The following is a 19576-nucleotide window of genomic DNA, read 5'->3' as shown; positions in this document are numbered from 1 at the left end:
TACGCTCGACGCCATGTCTCCGCATGTCCTGGTCCTCGGCGGGACCACCGAGGCGCGTGAACTGGCCGCGTCGCTCGCGGCCCGCCCCGGCGTGCGCGTGACCACGTCGCTCGCGGGCCGCGTCTCCCGGCCGGGGGCCCTGGACGGGGACGTACGCGTCGGAGGGTTCGGCGGGGCGGAGGGCCTCGCGCAGTGGCTGCGCGCCGAGCACGTGGACGCCGTCGTCGACGCCACACACCCCTTCGCCACGGGCATCACCGAGAACGCGGCACGGGCCGCGGCGACCACCGGTGTCCCGGCCGTCGTCCTGCGCCGCCCGGGCTGGACCCCCGTCCCCGGCGACCGCTGGCACCCGGCGGCGTCCCTCCCCGAAGCCGCCGACCTGCTCCCGCCCCTGGGCCGGCGCGTCTTCCTCACGACGGGCCGCCTGGGTCTCGCGGCCTTCGCCCGGGAACCCGAACTGCACTACCTCGTACGCTCGGTGGAACCTCCCGAGCCGCCGATGCCGCGCCACACGGAAGTCCTGCTGGCGCGCGGCCCGTTCACGGTGGAGTCCGAAACGGCCCTCCTGCGCGACCACCGCATCGACGTCCTGGTCACCAAGGACAGCGGCGGCTCGGCCACCTCGGCCAAACTGACGGCCGCCAGGGAACTGGGACTGCCGGTCGTGGTCGTACACCGCCCACCCCTCCCGGAGGGGGTACGAGCCGAAGCGGATGTGGCGTCGGTGCTGGCCCGGCTGGGCTTCGGGGGAGGGTAGGGCCGCTCGGGCGGCGTGTTCGTCAGCCTTCCTTCGTGGCCCCGGCCAGGGGCTTGGGGCGGTTCTCCGTCAGGATGTCGTGGGTCAGGTCCTCGACCAGAAGACGCTTGGCGATGGTGTCGACGGCGGCGCGGAGGTCCGCGCCGGAGGGGCGGCCGATGTCCTGTTCGACGCGTTCGGCGAGCGCGGTGGACAGGGCCTCGCCGATGACGCGCGCCTCGCGGGCGCCCGCCTCGGTGTGGGAGAAGAGGGTGCCGTCGCGGGTGAGGTAGCCCTCCTCGACCATGCGCTGGAAGACCGGGACCAGGACCTCCGGAGGCATGCGGCGGCGGGCGGCGATCAGGCTGAGGCTCGCGTGGCCGACCATCCGGGTGAACAGCTCGACCTGCATCACCGCCCAGGCGCCCGCGATGTCGAGACGGGTGTCGGACTCGGTGACGAGCCGGCGCATGGCGTCGGGACTCGTACCGCCGATGATCTTTCCGACCACGGCCTCCAGACGCCGCTGGTTGTCGGCCGAGGAGGGGGTCGCGAAGCCCTCGCCCAGGTCCGTGGACCCCATCCGGGCGCTGTCGCGCAGCTGCACCTGCTTGAGGAACAGCGCGATCACGAAACCGATCAGCGTCACCGGCACGGTCCACAGGAAGACGGTCTGGAGCGTGTCGGCGTACGCCTCCACGATGGGCGCGGCGGTCTCCGACGGCAGTCCGTGCAGCCCCTCGGGACTGGTCGCGGCCTTCATGAGGGCCGAGGGGTCGGTCCCGCTCGACCGGGCCGCCTCGGCGACGCCGTCCGCGAGCTGGGGCGTCAGCGTGTTCGTGTAGATCGTGCCGAACACCGCGGTGCCGAACGAACTGCCCAGCGTACGGAAGAAGGTCACCCCGGACGTCGCGGTGCCCAGGTCGGTGTACTCGACGGTGTTCTGCACGGCGATGGTGAGCACCTGCATGCACAGACCGATCCCGGTGCCGAGGACGAACATGTAGAACGACGCGAGCCAGGTGCTGGTGCCGGGGCCCATCAGGGAGAGCAGAAACAGGCCGGCAGCCATGACCAGCGACCCGACGATGGGGAAGACGCGGTAGTGGCCGGTCTTGCTGACGACGTTGCCGCTGAACACCGAAGCGATGAGCAGCCCGATGACCATGGGCAGGGTACGGACGCCGGAGATCGTGGCCGAGTCGCCGTCCACGTACTGCAGGAACGTCGGCAGGAACGTCATCGCGCCGAGCATCGCGAAGCCCACGATGAAGCTGAGGATCGAGCAGACCGTGAAGACGGGGTTGCCGAACAGCCGCATCGGCAGCATCGGTTGGGCCGCGCGGGTCTCCGCCCAGCAGAAGGCCGCGAGGGCGAGGACGCCGCCCGCGAAGAGGCCGATGATGACCGGCGAGCTCCAGGCGTACTCGTTGCCGCCCCAGCTGGTCGCCAGGATCAGGGCGCTGGCGCCGACGGCCACGAGGGCGATGCCCAGGTAGTCGATGACCGGGCGGGAGGCCGACTTCACCACCGGGATCGTGCGGGCCGCGGCCACGACGACGAGGATCGCGATGGGGACGTTGACGTAGAAGCACCAGCGCCAGGTGAGGTGGTCGGTGAAGAGGCCGCCGAGCAGGGGGCCGATGACGGTGGCGACACCGAAGACGGCACCGATGGCGCCCTGGTACTTGCCGCGCTGACGCAGCGGGATCACGTCGGCGATCAGGGCCATCGCGGTGACCATCAGACCGCCCGCGCCGATGCCCTGCATGCCGCGCCAGACGATCAGCAGCGTCATGTTCGAGGCGAGGCCGCACAGAAACGAACCGGTGATGAAGATGATCGCCGACGCCTGGAAGATCACCTTGCGGCCGAACAGGTCACCGAACTTGCCGACCAGCACCGTCGCGACGGTCTCCGCCAGCAGATAGCTGGTGACCACCCACGACATGTGCTCCGCACCGCCGAGGTCCGACACGATCGTCGGCAGGGCCGTGCCCACGATCGTCTGGTCCAGCGCGGCCAGCAGCATGCCGAGCATGATCGTCACGAAGACGACATTGCGGCGGCGCTTGTCCAGCACGGGCGGCTGCGCGGGGACCGTCTGAGCCCCGGACGGCGGCTCGGCGGTGTCGGTGGTCGTCACACCGGTCAGCTTCACACCGGGTGGTGGCGTGTGCATGCGGGGCCGTCCGCACGGGTGCGGGCCGCTGCCGCGGGGGTGGTGCGGGGCAGCGCAGGGGCGCCGGGCGCCCCCGAACGCTCCGCCGGAAGGCCGGTGATTCGACCGCGGGTCCGCCCGTGGCTGGTCACGCAGTTCCCCGCGCCCCCTCGGGGCGCTGCCGGACCCCGCGTCTGCGGCATGATCCGCCGGACCGGCCCTAGTCCCGAGGGCGCCTGCGCAGCAGGTATGTGTCCATGATCCAGCCCTTGCGGTCGCGGGCCTCCTCGCGCAGTTCGGCGATGCGCGGGGCCGTCTCCGCGAGGGGGCCGGAGGCCAGGATCTCGTCGGGCGTGCCGATGTAGGCGCCCCAGTAGATGTCGATGTCCTGGTCGGCGTACCGCTGGAACGTCTGGTGGGCGTCGAGCATGACCACCACGTCGTCGACGTCCTCCGGGAAACCCTGGGCGAGCCGGCGGCCCGTGGTGATCTGGACGGGCCGGGCCACGCGGTTGAGCCCGGTGCGGTGGCGGGCGACCAGCGCCGAGACGCTGCTGATGCCCGGCACCACGTCGTGTTCGAAGGAGACCGCGCCCCGGTCGAGGATCTCCTCCAGAATCCCCAGCGTGCTGTCGTACAACGAGGGATCGCCCCAGACGAGGAACGCCCCGCTCTCGTCCTCGCCCAGCTCCTCGGTGATCAGCCGCTCGTAGATGTCGGCACGGGCACTGCGCCAGTCCCCGACGGCGGGGGAGTAACCCGCGCCCCCGGCAGCCCGGTCCCGCTCCGGATCGCGGGCCTCCACCAGGCGGTACGTCCCGTCCGGCAGATGCGCGTCGAGAATGTCACGGCGCAGCTGGACGAGGTCCGACTTGACCTCGCCCTTGTCGAGGATGAAGAACACATCCGTGCTCCTCAGAGCCTTGACCGCCTGCAGGGTCAGTTGGTCGGGATCGCCCGCCCCGATGCCGATGACATGAATCTTTCGCACACCCCGAGTCTGCCCCACGCCTCCGCCGGCCCCGTCACCGCGTCCGACGGAGGAGTGCCGGCCCGGTCCCCCGCCGCCCTCAGGCTCCTTCGCCCCGCAGTCGCGGCGCCCACACCTCCGCGTCCACGGCCGCCCCTTCCTTCTCCACCGTGCCCGCCAACTCCCGTGCCCACGCGGCCAGTCCGGCCAGCTCCAGCCCGTGCGGCCGCGGCCGGCCGGCCTCCGCGCCCCAGTCCTCGACCGCCCCGGCGCCCCGCCGCAGCAGCCGTGCCCCGCCCGTCACGTTCCCCCGGGCCGCATGGGTGAGCCCCACCGCGAGCTGGGCCAGCCCGCGCCACAGCGCCCGCTCCTCGTCGGGACCCGACTTCCACGCGTCCTCGAAGACCTCGTGCGCGTGGAACGGTTTGCCCGCCGCCAGCAGCGCCTGCGCCTCGGTGACCGTCTCCTCGGGCGGGCGCACGACCCCTTCGGGCTGCCGCTCCACCCCGTCGGTCCCGTACGGCAGGGGCCGCCCGAGCCCGTCCCGCGGCCGCGCGTTGCGCGCCCGCCCCTCGGCGTCCCGGTCCCGCCTGTCGTCAGAAGCACTGCTCATGCACCGATTGTCCCTCGCCCCACGCCACCTTCGAAGCAGCCCCGGGTGTGGGGTAGTGTTCTGTTTGCGCGATCACGTGGTTCCACCACGACGAAGCGCATCGGGACGTGGCGCAGCTTGGTAGCGCACTTGACTGGGGGTCAAGGGGTCGCAGGTTCAAATCCTGTCGTCCCGACTAGAGGAACACTGATAGTCGCAGATCAGAGCCCTGCTTCACTCTTGTGAGGCAGGGCTCTCGATCGTCAGCCAGTCCAGCGCGGCGACCTGCCGTCCTTCCTTCGCCACGAGGTAGAGGTCGTGGGTACCGGACACCTCGCGCTTCAGGCTCACCGTTCGCTCCCGCCAGTCGCCGCCGCTGTCGCCCCGGAGGGGCACCACTGCGACCGGCGGACCGTCCGGTGAGTCCAGGCGAAGCTGCAGCGAACAGGTGCGTGCGCAGGAGGACGTGCTGCGCAGGGTGACCCGCCCGCCGTCGATGTTCACCGCGCGGAACCCCACCCGGTCGCCGGAGCCGAGCACACCGGTGGCGGCCGTGCCGCGCTCCACGCCCCGCACGACCGTGGCCTGCTCGGCCTGGAGTGTGCTGGAGGCGTCGGGGCCGTCGCCGTACAGGCGCAGGTCATTGACGACCCAGGGGACCGGTCCGCTCGCGGTGAGCGTGAAACGGAGGTAGCGGGCCGTGGTCTGTCGGGGGAGCACCGCGTCCTGGGTGAAGGAGCGGCCCGAGACGCGGGCGAGCGGCTCGCCCCAGTGGGTGCCGTCGCGGCTGACCGAGACGGAGAAGCCGTACGGCTGGCCGACGGTGTCGCGGCCGGCGTCGAGTGAGAGCCTTCCGAAGGCCTTGGGCTCACCGAGATCGACGGTCAGATACTGGCCCGGGGACTGTGGACCCGCCGCCGTCCAGCGGGTGTTGATGTCCCCGTCGGTGACGGCGGAGGCGTCCGTGCCGTCGCTCGCGGTCGCCGTCCAGGAGCCGTGACGCACCCGCTGCAGACAGCCCGGCAGGTTGCAGCCCGTCGACCAGATCGGCGCGCCGTACTCGTACGCGCCCTGGTCGGGAGCGGCGCCCCGGACGTCGTTGGTGATGCCGTCGATGGTCTCGCCGGCGTCGATGGCGGGGGAGTCGGCCGTCAACCACAGTTCGCCGTTCACGGCGTCCGTGTAGCCGGGCTTGTCGCTGATCAGGTTGGAGCGGACCACCGGCAACGGGTCGCCGGTCCGGGTGGCGCTGATCGGCTTCGGACCGATGATGTTGCTGATGTACGAGCCGGAGGCGTCCGTCGCCCCGCTGAGCAGCACCGAGTTGCCGTTGATGCCCATGCCGTAGCTGGAGTTGTGGTCCTCGTTGGCGATGCTCGGGCCGGTGTGGCCGTTGAAGAAGGTGCCCCGGGTGCCGGTGTTCCAGGCGACGTTGTGGTGCAGCCGGAAGTGGCCGGAGTAGTTGTCCACGTAGAAGCCGACCTGGCCGTCGGCGTCGTGCGAGGTGTTGTGGTCGATGGAGGTGCCGGTGCCGTTCAGGCTGCAGCAGACGTAGAACGGGGAGCCGTCGCGGGACGTGCGCATCGCCTCGGACATGTCGTTGTATGCGATGCGGTTGTCGTGGAACTCCGTGCCGTTGAGCTGCCAGGCCGTGTCGATCGAGGCCCGTCCCGTGCGCCGGATCGTGTTGTGGGTGACCGTGTGCCCGTTGCCGTTGACCTCGATGCCGGGTGTGTAGCTGCCCATCCAGCCGACGTCGTGGATGTAGTTGTTGGTGACGGTGTTGCCGGTGCCGCGCAGCAGGACGCCGTCCCCGGCGGACTGGGAGATCTCGCTGTTCTTCAGGGTGTTGCCGGTGCCGAGGATCTGTACGCCCGAGTCGAGGATGCGGGACGCGACGATGTGGCCTTCGAAGGGCGGTATCGCGAGATCGCTGTCGGGCGGCATGGGGAGGGTGGAGAACTCCGAGATGTAGGTGGCCCGCAGCCGGTCGACCACAACTCCCTTGCTGTTGTCGCCCGTTCGGAGCGAGGTGCCCCACAGATTCAGGCCGCGCACGGTGACGTACGAGCTGTCGGTCAGGTCGACGCCCCACAGCCGGTGCTTCGCGGTCACCGTGTGCCCGGCCATACCGCCCTTCGGCGGCACCATGTAGAGCCGGTGCGCGGTCTCGTCGTAGTACCACTCCCCGGGCCGGTCGAGGGCGGCCTTGGAACCGACGAGGTAGTAGTTGCGGTAGTTCTGGTTGCCCATGCACAGCGGCGGGCAGCGATAATTGCCGCCTTTGAAGTCCAGCTTGCCGGGGCCGGTGGTGGTGACCGTGCCGGTCTGCTGGGCCCAGGGGTTGGAGCCCGCCCACAAGTGCACCGTCGCGCCGGTCCAGTCGGCGTCCGCCAGATCGGTGTCGTCGATGTGCTGGTCGGTGGAGGTCGGATCGGCCTCGGCCCAGGTGGTGTTCAGCGGATCGGGGCCGGAGTTGGGCCAACGGCCTTCCTGCGCCCGGGCGTTGTCCAGGAACACCGCGTTGAAGTCGGGATCGGGGGGAAGCTCGGTGTCGGCCGCGACCAGACCGTCGCCCGCGTCCTTCCAACCGGTAACCGGTTCGGTCCCGTCGACCGTCACCGGTCCGTCGCCGTACGCCGCGATGGTGATCGGCGCGTCCTCGGTGCCGGAGGGCGGAGCGAGTTGCTCGCGGTAGGTGCCGCGATGGACCAGGCAGGTGTCGCCGGGGCGGACGCGGGAGAGACACTCGCCGATGGTGCGCAGCGGTCTCGCCGCAGAGCCGGACGCGTGGTCCTTGCCCGAGGGATCAACGTGGTAGACGCGACCGGGGCCCGCTTCCTGTGCCTGTGCCGGTGTCTGAGCCTGGACCGGGAGGGCCAGCAGTGCTGTGGCAGCGGCCAGCACGGATAGTCGTCTGAGCTTTCTGGTTGCCATGTCCCGCCTCCAGTCGTCGAGGGGTCCGGGGGTTCGTCGGTGATTCCGGAGAGTGCCACCGCGCCTCCCCGGCTTCCGGAGCGTCCGGGGCGCCCGGCACCAGGCATCTCAACCAGTGCTCACCCGGCGGGAGTCGGCCGCTGCGTCGAGGGAGCACCCCTACTCCCAGGCGTATGGTTGCGATAGTTTTCGCAACTCGCTACCGCCTCGAAAACGTAGGAGATTCATCCGATGACGTCAACGGTTCGGACGGGATCTGACCCTGGGAGGCGGCGCACACTGGCCGAAATTGCCGAACAAGCTGACGTTTCGGTCTCCACTGTCTCCAAGGTGCTGCATGAGAGATCCGATGTATCGGCGGAGACCAGGGCCAGGGTGCAGCGCATCCTCGAACAGTGCGGCTATCTGGCGAAGCATCGCCCCGCGGCCACCGCGGCACCGCCCGGCGGTCTGATCGACTTCGTCATCAACGAACTGGACAGCCCCTGGGCCGTGGAGCTGATCCGCGGCGCGGAGGACGTCCTGCACGACGCGAACATGGGGCTGGTCGTCTCGGCCACGCACGGCCGGACCAGACGCGCCCGCCAGTGGCTGGACTCCCTGGCCACCCGGCCCACCCGCGGGGCGATCCTCGTGGTGCCGGAGCTGACGCCGGAGCAGCACGAGGAACTGGGCCGGCTCGGCATCCCGTACGCGCTGGTGGCGCCCATCGACGAACCCGCGCCCGGGACGCCGTGGGTGGGCGCGACCAACTGGCCCGGCGGTCTTGCCGCCACCCGCCATCTCATCGAGCTGGGTCACCGGCGGATCGCGATCATCAGCGGCCCGGAGCGCCGGCTCACCTCGCGGGCGCGGGTCGACGGCTATCGCTCGGCACTGGCGGAGGCGGGGCTCCCCTTCGATCCGGCGCTGGTGCGCTACGGCGACTTCACTCACGACCTCGCGTACCGGCACGCGTTGGAGCTGCTGGCGCTGCCCGAGCGTCCGACCGCGGTCTTCGCGGGCAGTGACCACCAGGCGCTGGGCACTTACCGCGCCGCCGCCGAACTCGGGCTGCGGATCCCGGCCGACGTCAGTGTCGTCGGTTTCGACGACCTGCCGTTCGCCGACTGGGTGACCCCGCGGCTGACCACGGTCCGCACCCCCCTGGCCGACATGACCGCCCTCGCGGCGCGGATGGTGCTCCGGCTGCTGTCCGGGGAGCAGCCGGAGGTGACACGGGTGGAGGTGGCGACGGAACTGGTGGTGCGGGAGAGCAGCGCGCCGCCGGACCGTGGATGAGTGGTCTTCGCCAGTCATCGGATGAACAGCTGAGTGTGTGAGGTGTATTGACGCCTCATTGGCTACTTCCTACCCTCGCATTCAACCAAGTCATCGGATCAATGTGGCGGGACGGGAGTCGATGATGGGTGTCAGCAGGCGGGGATTCCTGGGCCGCGTCGCCGCGAGCGCGGCCGGCGGAGCGGCGACCGGAATGGGCGTCGCGGAACCGGCGTCGGCCCAACAGGGCCCGGTCGTCGGCCCCGAGGCGCTGACCGGCATGCGCACGGACCGCGAATGGCGGGACTTCCTCGCCGGACAGGACCCGCGCTGGAAGCGACTGCCGCGCGCCTGGTACGAGGGGCCGTTCCTCGGCAACGGACTGCTCGGCTCGATCGTCCACGAGGAACCCGGGACCAACGCCCTGCGCTTCACCGTGCACCACAGCGAAGTGCAGGACCACCGGCCGGAGTTCGGCCACAACTGGGGCGTGGCCCGCCTCCCGGTCGGCAACCTCCGCCTGCACCCCGTCGGCGCCATCACCGGCGCCGACCTGCGGCTGGACCTGTGGAACGCCGAGGTCAGCGGAACGGTCACCACGGACAAGGGCACCATCGCACTGCGCGCACTGGTCCACAACGACCGGACGCTGCTGCTCGTCACCGCACGCCCGAGCGCGGGCGAACGCGACTTCCGCTGGGAGTTCGCCCCCTCGCCCGCCGTCAGCCCGCGCATCGTCCGGGAGGACCCTCCGGCGGGCCTGGAGCCCAACCCCGCTCCGGTGACCACACGCGAACCGGACGGCACGGGCGTCGTCGTCCAGTCACTGGTCGCGGGCGGCCGGACCGTCACCGCCCACCGGGAACGCCGACACGGAGACGAACGTGCATACGTCCTGGCCGTCGCCCACTCCCATCCCGGCACCGACGCCGAGGGCCGGGCGAGATCCGCGGTCCGCAAGGCATCGGCGCTGCCCGTCTCCAGCCTGCTGCGCACCCATCGCGCGTGGTGGCACCGCTTCTACCGCAAGAGCTTCCTCTCCGTCCCCGACGAGATGCTGCAGAGCTTCTACTGGATCCAGCTCTACAAGCTCGCCTCCGCCGCCCGCGAGGACGCGCCGATCATGGCGACCACCGGACCCTGGCTGGAGTCCACGCCCTGGCCCGCGGTGTGGTGGAACCTCAACGTCCAGCTGGAGTACTGGGCGGTGCACGGCTCCAACCACCTCGAACTGGACGCCGTTCCGCACACCCTCGCCGAGAACACCGACACACTCATCGGCGGCCTGCGCCCCGAGTACCGGTCCGACTCGGCGGGCCTGCGCCGCGCCACCGACGCCATCTGCGACACCAGCGGCACCGTCGCCGTCCCGGGCATCGGCGCCAACCCGGAACTCGGCAACCTGCCCTGGGCGCTGCACAACGTCTGGCTGACCTACCGGCACACCATGGACCGGGGCATCCTGGAGGACGTCCTGTACCCGCTGCTGCGCCGAAGCACCAACTACTACCTGCACTTCCTGTACGAGGGCGACGACGGCAGGCTGCATCTGCCGCCGACCCACTCGCCCGAGTACGGCAACGCCCCCGACTGCAACTACGACCTGGCGCTGTTGCGTTGGAGCTGCACGACCCTGCTGGAGACCACGGACCTGCTCGGCGTACGGGACGAGCTGGCGCCCAAGTGGCGCGAGGTGCTGGAGAAGCTGACCGACTACCCGGTGGACGAGAACGGCTTCATGATCGGCGCCGGCGTCCCCTTCGCCAAGTCCCACCGGCACTACTCCCACATGCTCTCCGTCTACCCGCTCCACTCGGTCAACTGGGAACAGCCCGAGCACCGCGACCTGATCGAACGGTCGCTGAACCACTGGATCGGCTTCGAGGGCGCCCTGCGCGGCTACAGCTTCACCGGCGCCGCCTCGATCACCGCCCAGATGGGCCGGGGCGACGACGCGCTGACGTACTTACGGGAGCTGGTCGACCGATTCGTACAGCCCAACACCATGTACTACGAGGCCGGTCCGGTCATCGAGACACCGCTGTCCGCCGCGCAGAGCCTGCACGACATGCTCTGCCAGAGCTGGGGCGACACGATCCGCGTCTTCCCGGCCGTCCCGGGTGCCTGGCGGGACGTCACGCTGCACGACTTCCGCACCCAGGGCGCGTTCCTGGTCAGTGCGGTCCGCCGGGCCGGCGCCACCCGTTGGGTCCGCGTACGCAGCCTCGCGGGGGAGCCGTGCCGGGTACGCCACTCCGTGCGCGGGCGACTCGCGGTCTCCGGGGTCGGCGGCCCCGCACCAGCCTGGCGCGACCTGGGCGACGGCGTCGTCGAACTCGACCTGGCCCGCGACGCGGAGGCGGTGATCCACCCCGCCGGCTCGCGGCCGGACCTGAGGATCGCCCCGGTGAAGGTGACCGTGCCGGCCGACCCGTGGGGGCTGCCGGAACCGCCGCAGAGCGGAACCGTCACCCAGCTCGATCTCACCGGACACTTCGACAACGACGGCATCACCACCGAGATGTACTACGGCGACGGGGACTTCGACGGCACCGGCCGTACGTACCCCATGGCCCAACTCCCCCAGACCGGGCAGACGACGGACAACGGGATCGCCTTCCTCTTCACCAACGGCAGCGAGGGAACGAACAACAACCTCGTGGCGGCCGGGCAGGAGATCGCCGTCCCGCAGGGCGCACAACGTGCGTTCACCAAGCTGCACGTGCTCGGCGCGGGCGACACGGCCGCCGTGACCGTCCCCGCGGTGGTCCGGTACGCCGACGGAACGAGCGAGGCCGCGTCGTTCGCGCTCACCAACTGGCTGGCCTCCGGCCCCGAGTACGGCGAGACCGAGGCGGTGACCACCGGCCAGATCCACACGCGCACCGGGCCGTTGGCCACCAAGGCGGCCCTCTTCCACCAGGTGATCGACCTCGACGCGAGCAGGCGGGTCACCGCGATCACGCTGACCGCGCCTTCCGGTCCGGCCAGGGCCCATGTGTTCGCCCTCTCGCTGGAGGAGTAGCCGGAGTAGGGGAAGTGGCTGAAGTGGCGAACCGTGAGAAGTCGCCGAAGTCCGGCGATGTCTCGACCCGGTACGACGAAGGTCACAGTTATATATCGGACACTTCGCACTTCAATCTTCACACGAGGTGCACATGTTGGCTAAGTTGACGGACAGGACGCACGACTCCCTCCGGTGAACCTCGCCGGGTCGCGCGGCCTCCGCCGAATCCGGTGCCCCTCGCGGCAGCCGGAACCGGGGACCCAACCGAACTTTGGGGTGAATCGGCCCAACCGCCCGACAGGGCAAGGGCCGTAGGGCATACCTTCCGGATTCCTCGCCCGAACCCGACAGCTAACTCGGTAGGCGGTGCACGGAAGGAGTACGGCTCCCATCGCGCCGGAACGAACCCCGCGCCCCGGAGGCAGCAACCTCCCGGGCATACCCCGGCCCGCCCTCGCGACGGCGGCCGCCACCTCAGTGGACCTGTACTCCTCGGCAGGCGGCTCCTCGCCCGAAAGAGGAGACGAGGGGCCGAGTCGCGAAGAGGTCCAGCAGCGGATCAGCAGCCTCTACGACCAGGCCGAGACCGTCAGCGGGAACTACAACGCGACCCGGGCGATGAGCTCGGGGCGGTCGCGTGAGCGTGTGACGCCCGGGCCCGACACCGGGCGTGGGCGCGCCGACACGGTCGCCGCCGCCCCTGCCCTGAGTGATCGTGCCAAGCAGTGGTTCGACGTCGGGCGCTCGCAACTGGGGCCCCTCGTCCCCGCCGTGCTGCCGCCCGACAGAATGCCGGACCGCGACCAGACGGGGACCCGGCCCAAGAGCCCCGGTGGGCGTCCGGCGGACCGGTCGTCCGACCGCGCGCTGGAAGCGCCGGGCAAACCCCTCCTGGAGCTGACCGCCGGACCCGGCGCCGCGACAGCCGCGCGGCCCGTGGCGGAGTTGACGGCCGGTCCGATCGCCGCGCTGCCGGCCGTGCCGCAGCCGCGTGAGGAGGCCACCGAGGTCATGCCCGCGCTGGTCGCCGATCCGCGGCAGTCGCTGAAGACCTCCAAGCAGCGGAACCAGAGCAAGCTCGCGAAGGCCCGTGAACTGCTGTCCGCGCACACCGCCCGGCGGAGCACGCCGGTGGCGGCCATCGAACCCCCGCGGACGGAGACCGCCTGGGCCACCACCGAGGGACAGGGCTACCGCCAGGCCGAGGCCGAATGGTGGCAGTCACAGCCGCAGTCGGCCGGTTTCGGCACGGGGCTGTCCGTCGACGCCCTGGGCGGCCCGGACCTGACGCTCGGCATGGGTCTGCCCGCTGCTCCGGCTCCGTCGATCGCTCCGGTTCCGTCGATCGGCATGGATCTGCCGATGGGCCCGGACCTGTCGTTCGGTATGGCTCCGTCCATCGACGTCCGTACGCCGATCGGCACGGGCCTGCCCATCGGTTCGGACGGTGCTGCGAATCCGGGATACGGCGTTTCGAACCCCGGCTACGGCGCTGCCACCCCGGGGTACGGCGGATCGACCCCGGGGTTCGGCGGATCGACCCCGGGATACGGCGGGAAGGCGGCGACAGCGGTCGAGTTCGCCCGTGGGCAGATCGGCAAGCCCTGTGTGTGGGGAGCGATGGGGCCGGGCTCGTACGATTGCTCCAGCCTCACCCAGGCGGCCTGGAAGGCGGCCGGGGTCGCACTCCCGCGTACCGTGAACGATCAGGCGACCGCCGGTATGGCCGTCCCCCTCTCCGACATCCGTCTCGGCGACCTGATCCTCTTCCACGGGCACGTCGGCCATGTCGGCATCTACAGCGGCAACGGCATGATGGTCCACGCGCCGAGCCCGGGCGCGGCCATCCGCGAGGAGTCGATCCACTGGGCCGGGGAACCGGCGATCCACAGCGTGATCCGGCCTGCCTGACCCGACCCGGAGGCCGTATCGGTGCGCGCGCGAGGCGCCGCCCGATACGGCCTCTGATCGTCTGGTTCCGGAGACGGCAGGTCTGCGAAAGTGTCAGCTCATGTCGAGCGAGACGGCGACGTCGGTGATGGATACGGGGAACTGGTCCACACTGGTCGTGGCTCCGGTGAGCACGTCGACGGTGTAGAACGTCGACGTCGAGGCACCGGCCGGGGTAAGGGTGGCGAAGGCCGTGTTCGAGATCGTCTTGCCGGCGCTCAGATCGCTGAAGATGTCGAAGCCGGTGTTGACACCGGCGTCGAAGCCGAGTGAGCCGGTCGGGACCAGCAGGCCGTTGGCGGGTGGCGACTGGATGACGACCTGGTCCGAGGTCGCGTTGATGTCGAACAGCGTCGTCGCGGTGGCCGAGTTCAGGTCGTTGTTGGTGTAGGCCGCTCCGGTGACACCGTGGGTCGTCGCCCCGTCCGTGGTCAGCGGGGTGTTCGTGGCGGTGCTGCTGTTGGCGAGGTTGTGCGCCAGGTTCTGACCGGTGTCACTGATGATCCGCAACCGGTCGGCGGCGGGGTTGAAGTCGACACCGAAGTTCGTGCCCTGCAGTGGAACACTGAGCTGCGAGACCTTGGTGAGCAGCGGGTTCGGGACCGCGGGCGGGATCTGGACCGTGTAGATGCCGCCCTTGTTGCCGACCATGTACAGCAGTCCGTTCTGTACGCGGAAGTCGAGCCCGATGACGGCGGTGTCGCCGACGAGCCCGTCGATGCGCTTGAACCAGTTGAGCGTGCCGGGGTCGTCGGTGTTGAACGCGGCCATCCGCGTACCGTCGTCCGTGATGCCGAACGCCAGCAGGCGGGGCGGCGCCGCGTGGCTGGTGCCCGGCGTCGCCACGACGAGTGCCGCCATGGCGGACGCGGTCGCGACCGCCGCGGCCATTCTCTTCTTGAGCCCTGCTTTCATCACTACTTCCCTCTCGGTCGGCGTGAGCGCGAGCGCGCGCTGTGGCAGAGGTGTTGCCACCTGGTCCGGCAGGCCGGATCGACAGGCGGCGACGGCAAGCTATGGGGCGGGACTGGACATCCACTGGACGGTGGTTGAACGGCCGAACGGCGGGGGCCCCGCGGGTTCACGGCCCCGATGTGGTCGACGACGCGGTGGCTGCCACCCACGGCTCCAGGGCCCGGCGGGCGCGCTCGGCGCCCGCGTGTGCCCGTGCCAGCTGGTCGTGTTCACCGGTGACGGCCGCGACCGTCGCGGCGGTGGAGTGGTGGTCGAGCGCCTCCTCGTGACGGCCGCCGCCGTGCAGCGCCTCGGCGAGGCCGTTGAGCGCCGACGCCTCTCCGTAGCCCTCCCCGTTCTCACGGAACAGTTCGAGGGCTCGCCGCTGGCAGGTGACGGCGGCCTCGAACTCGCCCTGCCCCAGCCGGATGTCGCCCAGACCGGACAGTGCGTACGCCTCGCCGCCGTGGTGCCCCAACTGCCGGAAGAGCGCGAGGGCCTGTTCCTGGCACTCGGCCGCGGCCTCCGAACGGCCCTGCCGCAGAAGGGCGTTGCCGAGGTGGGAGAGGGTGCGGGCGCGGCCGATCCGGTCGCCGGTCAGATCGTGCAGGGCGAGGGCCTGCCGTTGGTGGTCGGCCGCCTGCTCGTACTCGCCCAGCCGCAGACAGACGTTGCCGAGGTTCGTGAGGGTGCGCGCCTGGCCCACCTGGTCGCCTGTCTCCCGGTAGAGGGCGAGGGCCTGTTGATGGTCGTGCGCGGCGTCGCGGAGGCTGCCCAGCCGCCAGTGGACGTTGCCGAGGTTGGACAGGGTCCTGGCCCGCCCCGCGCGATCGCCCGTCCGGTGGTGCAGTTCGAGGGCCCGTACGAGGTGTTCCTCGGCCGATCCCGAGTCGGCGAGCCGCCAGTGCACGACCCCGAGGTTGGTCAGCGCGTGGGCCTGTCCGCCCAGGTCGCCGATCGTCTCGGCGGCCCGCAGGGCGTGGCGGTGGATCTCCAGCGCCTCGGTGTGGTGACCGGAGTCGAGATGCCGGAACAGCAGAGCGGCCAGGCGGACGGCGTGCCGGGGACTGCCGCGGTCCGCGGCCACCGCGCAGACGGCTGCCAGCGTCGGCCGTTCGGCGTCCAGCCAGGTCCGGGCGGCGGCCGCGTCGCCGACGACGGGCGAGACACGGACGGGCGGGGCGACGGCGGGCCTGTGGTGCCGCTCGGCCGGGTAGAGCGTGTCCATGGCCGCCGCGGCCGTGCTCAGGTAGTGGTCGAAGAGACGGACCAGCGCGGCCTGCCGTTCGGCCTCGGAGTCATGCGTACGGGTCAGGCGGTACGCATAGGCGCGCAGCAGGTCGTGCGTGCCGAACCGACCCGGCCGGGCGGGCTGGAGGAGGTGGGCACGGGCCAGCAACGCCAGGGTCCCGGCGGCGTGGGCGGGGCTCTCGCCGGTGTCCGCGGGCTCGTCGCCCGGTAGGACAGCTGACACGCTCGCCGATGTCCGGCCCGGTGTGTCGTCCGGCGCGTGGCGTGGCGGGTTGCCCGCTACCTGTCCCGACCGGGACCCCGGCACGTGCCCGGGTCCCGCGTCCCGCTTGGCGCCCGGCGCATGGGTCGGCCCCTCGCCTGGCACACGGGTCTGTGCTTCGCCCGGCGCTTCGCCGAGCAGCGCGGCGACCGCATCGGCGTCCGCCTCCGGCCCCGGGTGCAGGCTCAGCAGACGGAAGGTGCGGGCGGCCGGGGCGGGGAGCCGCTCGTACGACCAGGAGAAGACCGCCTCCACCGCCGCACGCCGGTCCCCGCCCGCGTCCAGGAGGTCGAGCCGCCGCTGCTGGTCGGCCAGCTCCGCCACCAGGTCCGCCAGCCGCGACGACGGGTGGGCGACGGCGAGTTCGGCAGCGACCCGCAGCGCCAACGGGAGACGTGCGCACTGTTCGGCCAGGGTGGCGGCCGCCCCCGGCTCGGCGCTGACACGCGCACCGACGAGTGCGCGCAGCAGGGCGACCGCGTCGGGCGGCGGGAGCGGGCCCAGACCGATACGGCGGGCGCCGTGCAGAGCCACCAGTCCGGCGAGGCTGTCCCGGCTGGTGACCACGACGGCACAGGCCGGCGAGCCGGGAAGCAACGGGCGGACCTGCTCCTCGGACAGGGCGTTGTCCAGGACCACCAGCATCCGCCGGTCGGCCAGTTCGGTCCGGAACCGGCTCGCGCGGTCGTCGACGTCGAGCGGGATCGCGTCACCCGGGACCCCGAGGACGGTGAGGAACCGAGCGAGGGCGTCGCCGGGCGGCATGGGGCGCTCGGGGTCGTAGCCGCGCAGGTTGACGTAGAGCTGGCCGTCGGGGAACCGGTGCCGCGTGCGGTGCGCCCAGTGCACGGCCAGCGCGGTCTTTCCCACCCCGGCAGTGCCCGAGACGACCGAGACGGCCCCGGCGGTCGGGCTGTCCGCCGCCGCGGCCAGCAGCCGGTCCAGTGCGGACAGTTCCGGGTCACGGCCAGCGAAGTCGGGTACGTCCGCGGGGAGTTGCGCGGGTAATCGGTGCGCCGAGGGCGGGTACGGGGGTACGTGGGCCGGCACCTGCGCCGGCAACTCGGCGGCGCTTGCCGTGCCGGGGCCACCGGCGGGAGCGTGCCCGGTGCCGGGAGCGGAAGGCCGGGAGCGGTGGCGCAGCAGAGCGGCATACGCCTCGGCCAGCGCGGGTCCGGGGTCGACGCCGAGTTCGTCGGCCAGTCGACGGCGGCTCCGCCGGTAGACGGCGACCGCCTGGTCACGTCGACCGACGGCCTCGTACGCCCGGATGAGCCGGGCCTGGGCGTCCTCGTCCAGCGGCTGCGCCACTGCGGTCTCCTCCAGGACGGGCAGTGCGTCGGCGCTTCTGCCCGCCGCGATCATGGCCTCGCCGTACTGGGCGACCACCCCACGGCGCTCGTCCGCCAGCGCGACGACCACCGGGTGCGCGGAGAGGAAGGACAGGTCCGCCAGGGGCGGTTGCTGCCACATCCCGAGCGCGTCGGTCAGCAGGGCGGCGGCCCGCTCCTGGCCGCCGCGCCGCCCGTCCCGTCGTACGGTCACCGCCCCGGCGACCAGGTCCCTGAACCGGAGCAGATCGATGGCGTCGTACGGGACGCGCAGCGCGTAGCCGTCGCCGAGCCGGGGGAGCACCGCACTGCGGGCGCGCGGTGGCCGGTCCGGCTCCAGCAGGTGGCGCAGGTGCTTGATGTGGGTCTGGACGACGTTCGACGCGGTCGCCGGCGGGCGCTCGCCCCACAGCGCGTCCGCGAGCCCGAAGAAGGGCAGTTGCTGTCCACGGGACACGGCGAGCAGGGCGAGAACCGCGCGGCGCCGGGGCGAACCGAGGTCGAGGCGGGTGCCGTCCCGCCAGGCGCATACCGGCCCGAGTACCTGAATGCGCATCCGCTCCCCGCCCGCCGTTTTACAACTCCCTCACCATTCCCTTTCTCTATCCCCCTCATCGGCATATCCGGAAGGCGTATTCCGGCCCACTGCCGCGCAGTTGTCACACAGGTCTGTGGGCAGGCGCCCCGCGTTCAGCGCTCGTCGACGGAGAGGTCCGGGTGATCGTCGAGGCGTCGTACGTACTCCTCGATGTGGCGGTACGGGGCGAGGGTGCCGGCCGCGTCGAAGTGGTCGAGGTGGGTGAGTGTCACCCAGAGGTCCCTGTCCGCGGTGCCGAGCTCATCGCCCAACACGTAGGGGTGGCAGGCGAGTTGCCGGTCGAGCCGGGCCAGTGCGGACTCGCATGCTCCGTCGGCGAGCAGGCCGGCGAGGTCGCGGAGGATGTCGGGTGTGTGGTTGCTGACGACGCGTCCGCTCCAGCGGTCGCACAGTGCGGGCGCGGTGAGCGGGCCGTCGTAGTGGTGCCAGGTCGCCTCGTAGGCGCCGCGCAGTGATGCGAAGGCATCCGGCGTCTCCGCGGGGAGCTTCAGAACCGTGGTGGTGAGCGAGCCCGTGAGGCCTAGCAGGTCGAGGACGACCGCTACGCGCCCCGAGTAGGGACAGGCCTCGGACAGGTACAGCTGAAAGCGGTGCGGCGCCGGGTAGAAGCCGCCGGCGAGACCGACGCCGATGCGGCCCCGGAAGCGGTGCGGACGGGTGGCCGAGCCGGCGACGGACGACGTGCCACCGGCAGACGGGCCGCGGCCGGACGAGTGCGGGGCGGTCGTGCGAGAGGCCGCCGTCGTGAAGGTGTCAGTGCTGCTGGAACCGCGGGAAACTGTCTCGGGCATGACTCTCCAGGGGGAACGCGGAGGCCCTGGCCGCCTCGTGGGCGCCAGTGGCGGAACGGAGTGACTGCGCTGCCGTACAGGTCCGGATCGGTCGGACGCGTAGCGGATCAGTAAGCGCTGGAGACACGCGACAAATCGATGTGCAGGCGCCTCGTCAAGCCGTTCCTGGACAATTCCCACCGGTCCTGCCGTCGGGGCTCGCGAGACGCGAGACCACGCTTGCCCCGCCGCTCCGGCGGAACCCGGTCGTCACCCGGGGCACCCCGTCGCGGTGGAAGGGTTGCCTGCCAGCGGGCCGGGGCCGATGACCGCACGAACGGGGAGTCCCCGTACGACGGGCGCTGGCAATCGTGACCGTCCCCGTCAGTGTTGATGCGCTCAGCGTGACCGTCAAGGCGGCGTCTCAGCAGCTGGGCATCCGGCCGCCGGGCCATCGGACAGGCCTCGCCCCTCGTGACGGGAAGCCTCCCGACAAGAACTCCGAACGAGAACTCCGAAGAACTCCCGACAAGAACTCCCTATCGCAGGAAGAAAAGGCACAGCCGTACAGTTGTGCTTGTTGACGACGAGGCGGTGCCCGATAGAGGGCCCGCGAACGCGAGGACGGCCGGATCCCGGTCCGCCGAGCCGGAAGGGCGGAGGTGACGCAGGTGCGAGCGCGAACCGTGTCCCGCCGCAGCGTCCCGAAGGCCGCCCCGCTCCACCGCGTACGCCTCTACTCCCGGCCGCACATCGACCTGCTGCGCGTTGCCGGCGCGCTCTGTTGCTCCTGA

General features: G+C 71.3%; 12 protein-coding genes, 1 tRNA gene and 2 riboswitches. Of the genes, 6 read left to right on the top strand and 7 right to left on the bottom strand.

What is annotated here, in order from left to right; genetic code table 11:
* Positions 1 to 13 precede the first annotated feature (13 nt).
* The gene (locus OG718_RS12090) at positions 14 to 760 is read left to right on the top strand and encodes a cobalt-precorrin-6A reductase (RefSeq protein WP_328844118.1); all 747 of its coding nucleotides are present in this window, start codon (positions 14 to 16) and stop codon (positions 758 to 760) included.
* A gap of 22 nt (positions 761 to 782) precedes the next feature.
* On the opposite strand, the gene OG718_RS12085 is transcribed toward OG718_RS12090, so the two are convergent.
* The 3 genes from OG718_RS12085 to OG718_RS12075 form a co-directional block, all read right to left on the bottom strand.
* Entirely contained in the window at positions 783 to 2921 is a 2139-nt protein-coding gene (locus tag OG718_RS12085; protein WP_443055006.1) for an MDR family MFS transporter, read from the bottom strand.
* Between the two features lie 199 nt (positions 2922 to 3120).
* Positions 3121 to 3891, bottom strand: a complete 771-nt coding sequence (gene cobF / locus OG718_RS12080; protein ID WP_143634470.1) for a precorrin-6A synthase (deacetylating) — start codon at positions 3889 to 3891, stop codon at positions 3121 to 3123.
* 79 nt (positions 3892 to 3970) lie between these two features.
* Complete coding sequence (locus OG718_RS12075) at positions 3971 to 4483, bottom strand: DUF309 domain-containing protein (protein WP_143634471.1); 513 nt, start codon at positions 4481 to 4483, stop codon at positions 3971 to 3973.
* 101 nt (positions 4484 to 4584) lie between these two features.
* Between OG718_RS12075 and OG718_RS12070 the strand changes: the two genes are divergently transcribed.
* Positions 4585 to 4658: transfer RNA gene (locus OG718_RS12070), tRNA-Pro, on the top strand.
* Between the two features lie 38 nt (positions 4659 to 4696).
* Here OG718_RS12070 and OG718_RS12065 read toward each other — a convergent pair.
* Positions 4697 to 7399, bottom strand: coding sequence for a discoidin domain-containing protein (locus OG718_RS12065; protein WP_328844117.1), 2703 nt, complete (start codon positions 7397 to 7399; stop codon positions 4697 to 4699).
* 231 nt (positions 7400 to 7630) lie between these two features.
* Between OG718_RS12065 and OG718_RS12060 the strand changes: the two genes are divergently transcribed.
* The 3 genes from OG718_RS12060 (at position 7631) to OG718_RS12050 (ending at position 13577) form a co-directional block, all read left to right on the top strand.
* A complete protein-coding gene (locus OG718_RS12060) occupies positions 7631 to 8680 on the top strand; it encodes a LacI family DNA-binding transcriptional regulator (protein ID WP_328844116.1) in 1050 nt (349 codons plus the stop codon).
* 124 nt (positions 8681 to 8804) lie between these two features.
* Positions 8805 to 11684: a glycosyl hydrolase family 95 catalytic domain-containing protein gene (locus tag OG718_RS12055; protein ID WP_328844115.1), complete on the top strand. Its 2880-nt coding sequence runs from the start codon at positions 8805 to 8807 to the stop codon at positions 11682 to 11684.
* 191 nt (positions 11685 to 11875) lie between these two features.
* Positions 11876 to 12048, top strand: a riboswitch (cyclic di-AMP (ydaO/yuaA leader).
* Positions 12033 to 13577, top strand: coding sequence for a C40 family peptidase (locus OG718_RS12050; RefSeq protein ID WP_328844114.1), 1545 nt, complete (start codon positions 12033 to 12035; stop codon positions 13575 to 13577). (Overlaps the previous riboswitch by 16 nt.)
* Before the next feature lie 93 nt (positions 13578 to 13670).
* Here the strand turns inward: OG718_RS12050 and OG718_RS12045 are convergent, their stop codons facing one another.
* From OG718_RS12045 to OG718_RS12035, 3 genes are all read right to left on the bottom strand, one after another.
* Complete coding sequence (locus OG718_RS12045; RefSeq protein ID WP_143634474.1) at positions 13671 to 14531, bottom strand: DUF4394 domain-containing protein; 861 nt, start codon at positions 14529 to 14531, stop codon at positions 13671 to 13673.
* A gap of 166 nt (positions 14532 to 14697) precedes the next feature.
* The gene (locus OG718_RS12040) at positions 14698 to 17970 is read right to left on the bottom strand and encodes an AfsR/SARP family transcriptional regulator (RefSeq protein WP_328844113.1); all 3273 of its coding nucleotides are present in this window, start codon (positions 17968 to 17970) and stop codon (positions 14698 to 14700) included.
* Between the two features lie 134 nt (positions 17971 to 18104).
* Positions 18105 to 18803, bottom strand: a complete 699-nt coding sequence (locus OG718_RS12035; protein WP_328844112.1) for a glutathione S-transferase C-terminal domain-containing protein — start codon at positions 18801 to 18803, stop codon at positions 18105 to 18107.
* A 210-nt stretch (positions 18804 to 19013) separates the two neighbouring features.
* A riboswitch (SAM riboswitch) is annotated at positions 19014 to 19159 on the bottom strand.
* Between the two features lie 294 nt (positions 19160 to 19453).
* On the opposite strand from OG718_RS12035, the gene OG718_RS12030 reads away from it, so the two are divergent.
* Complete coding sequence (locus tag OG718_RS12030; protein WP_260694956.1) at positions 19454 to 19576, top strand: putative leader peptide; 123 nt, start codon at positions 19454 to 19456, stop codon at positions 19574 to 19576.

This window comes from Streptomyces sp. NBC_00258, from assembly GCF_036182465.1.
In the GTDB taxonomy this organism is placed as follows: Bacteria; Actinomycetota; Actinomycetes; order Streptomycetales; family Streptomycetaceae; genus Streptomyces.
This window is presented reverse-complemented; position numbering and strand designations above follow the sequence as displayed.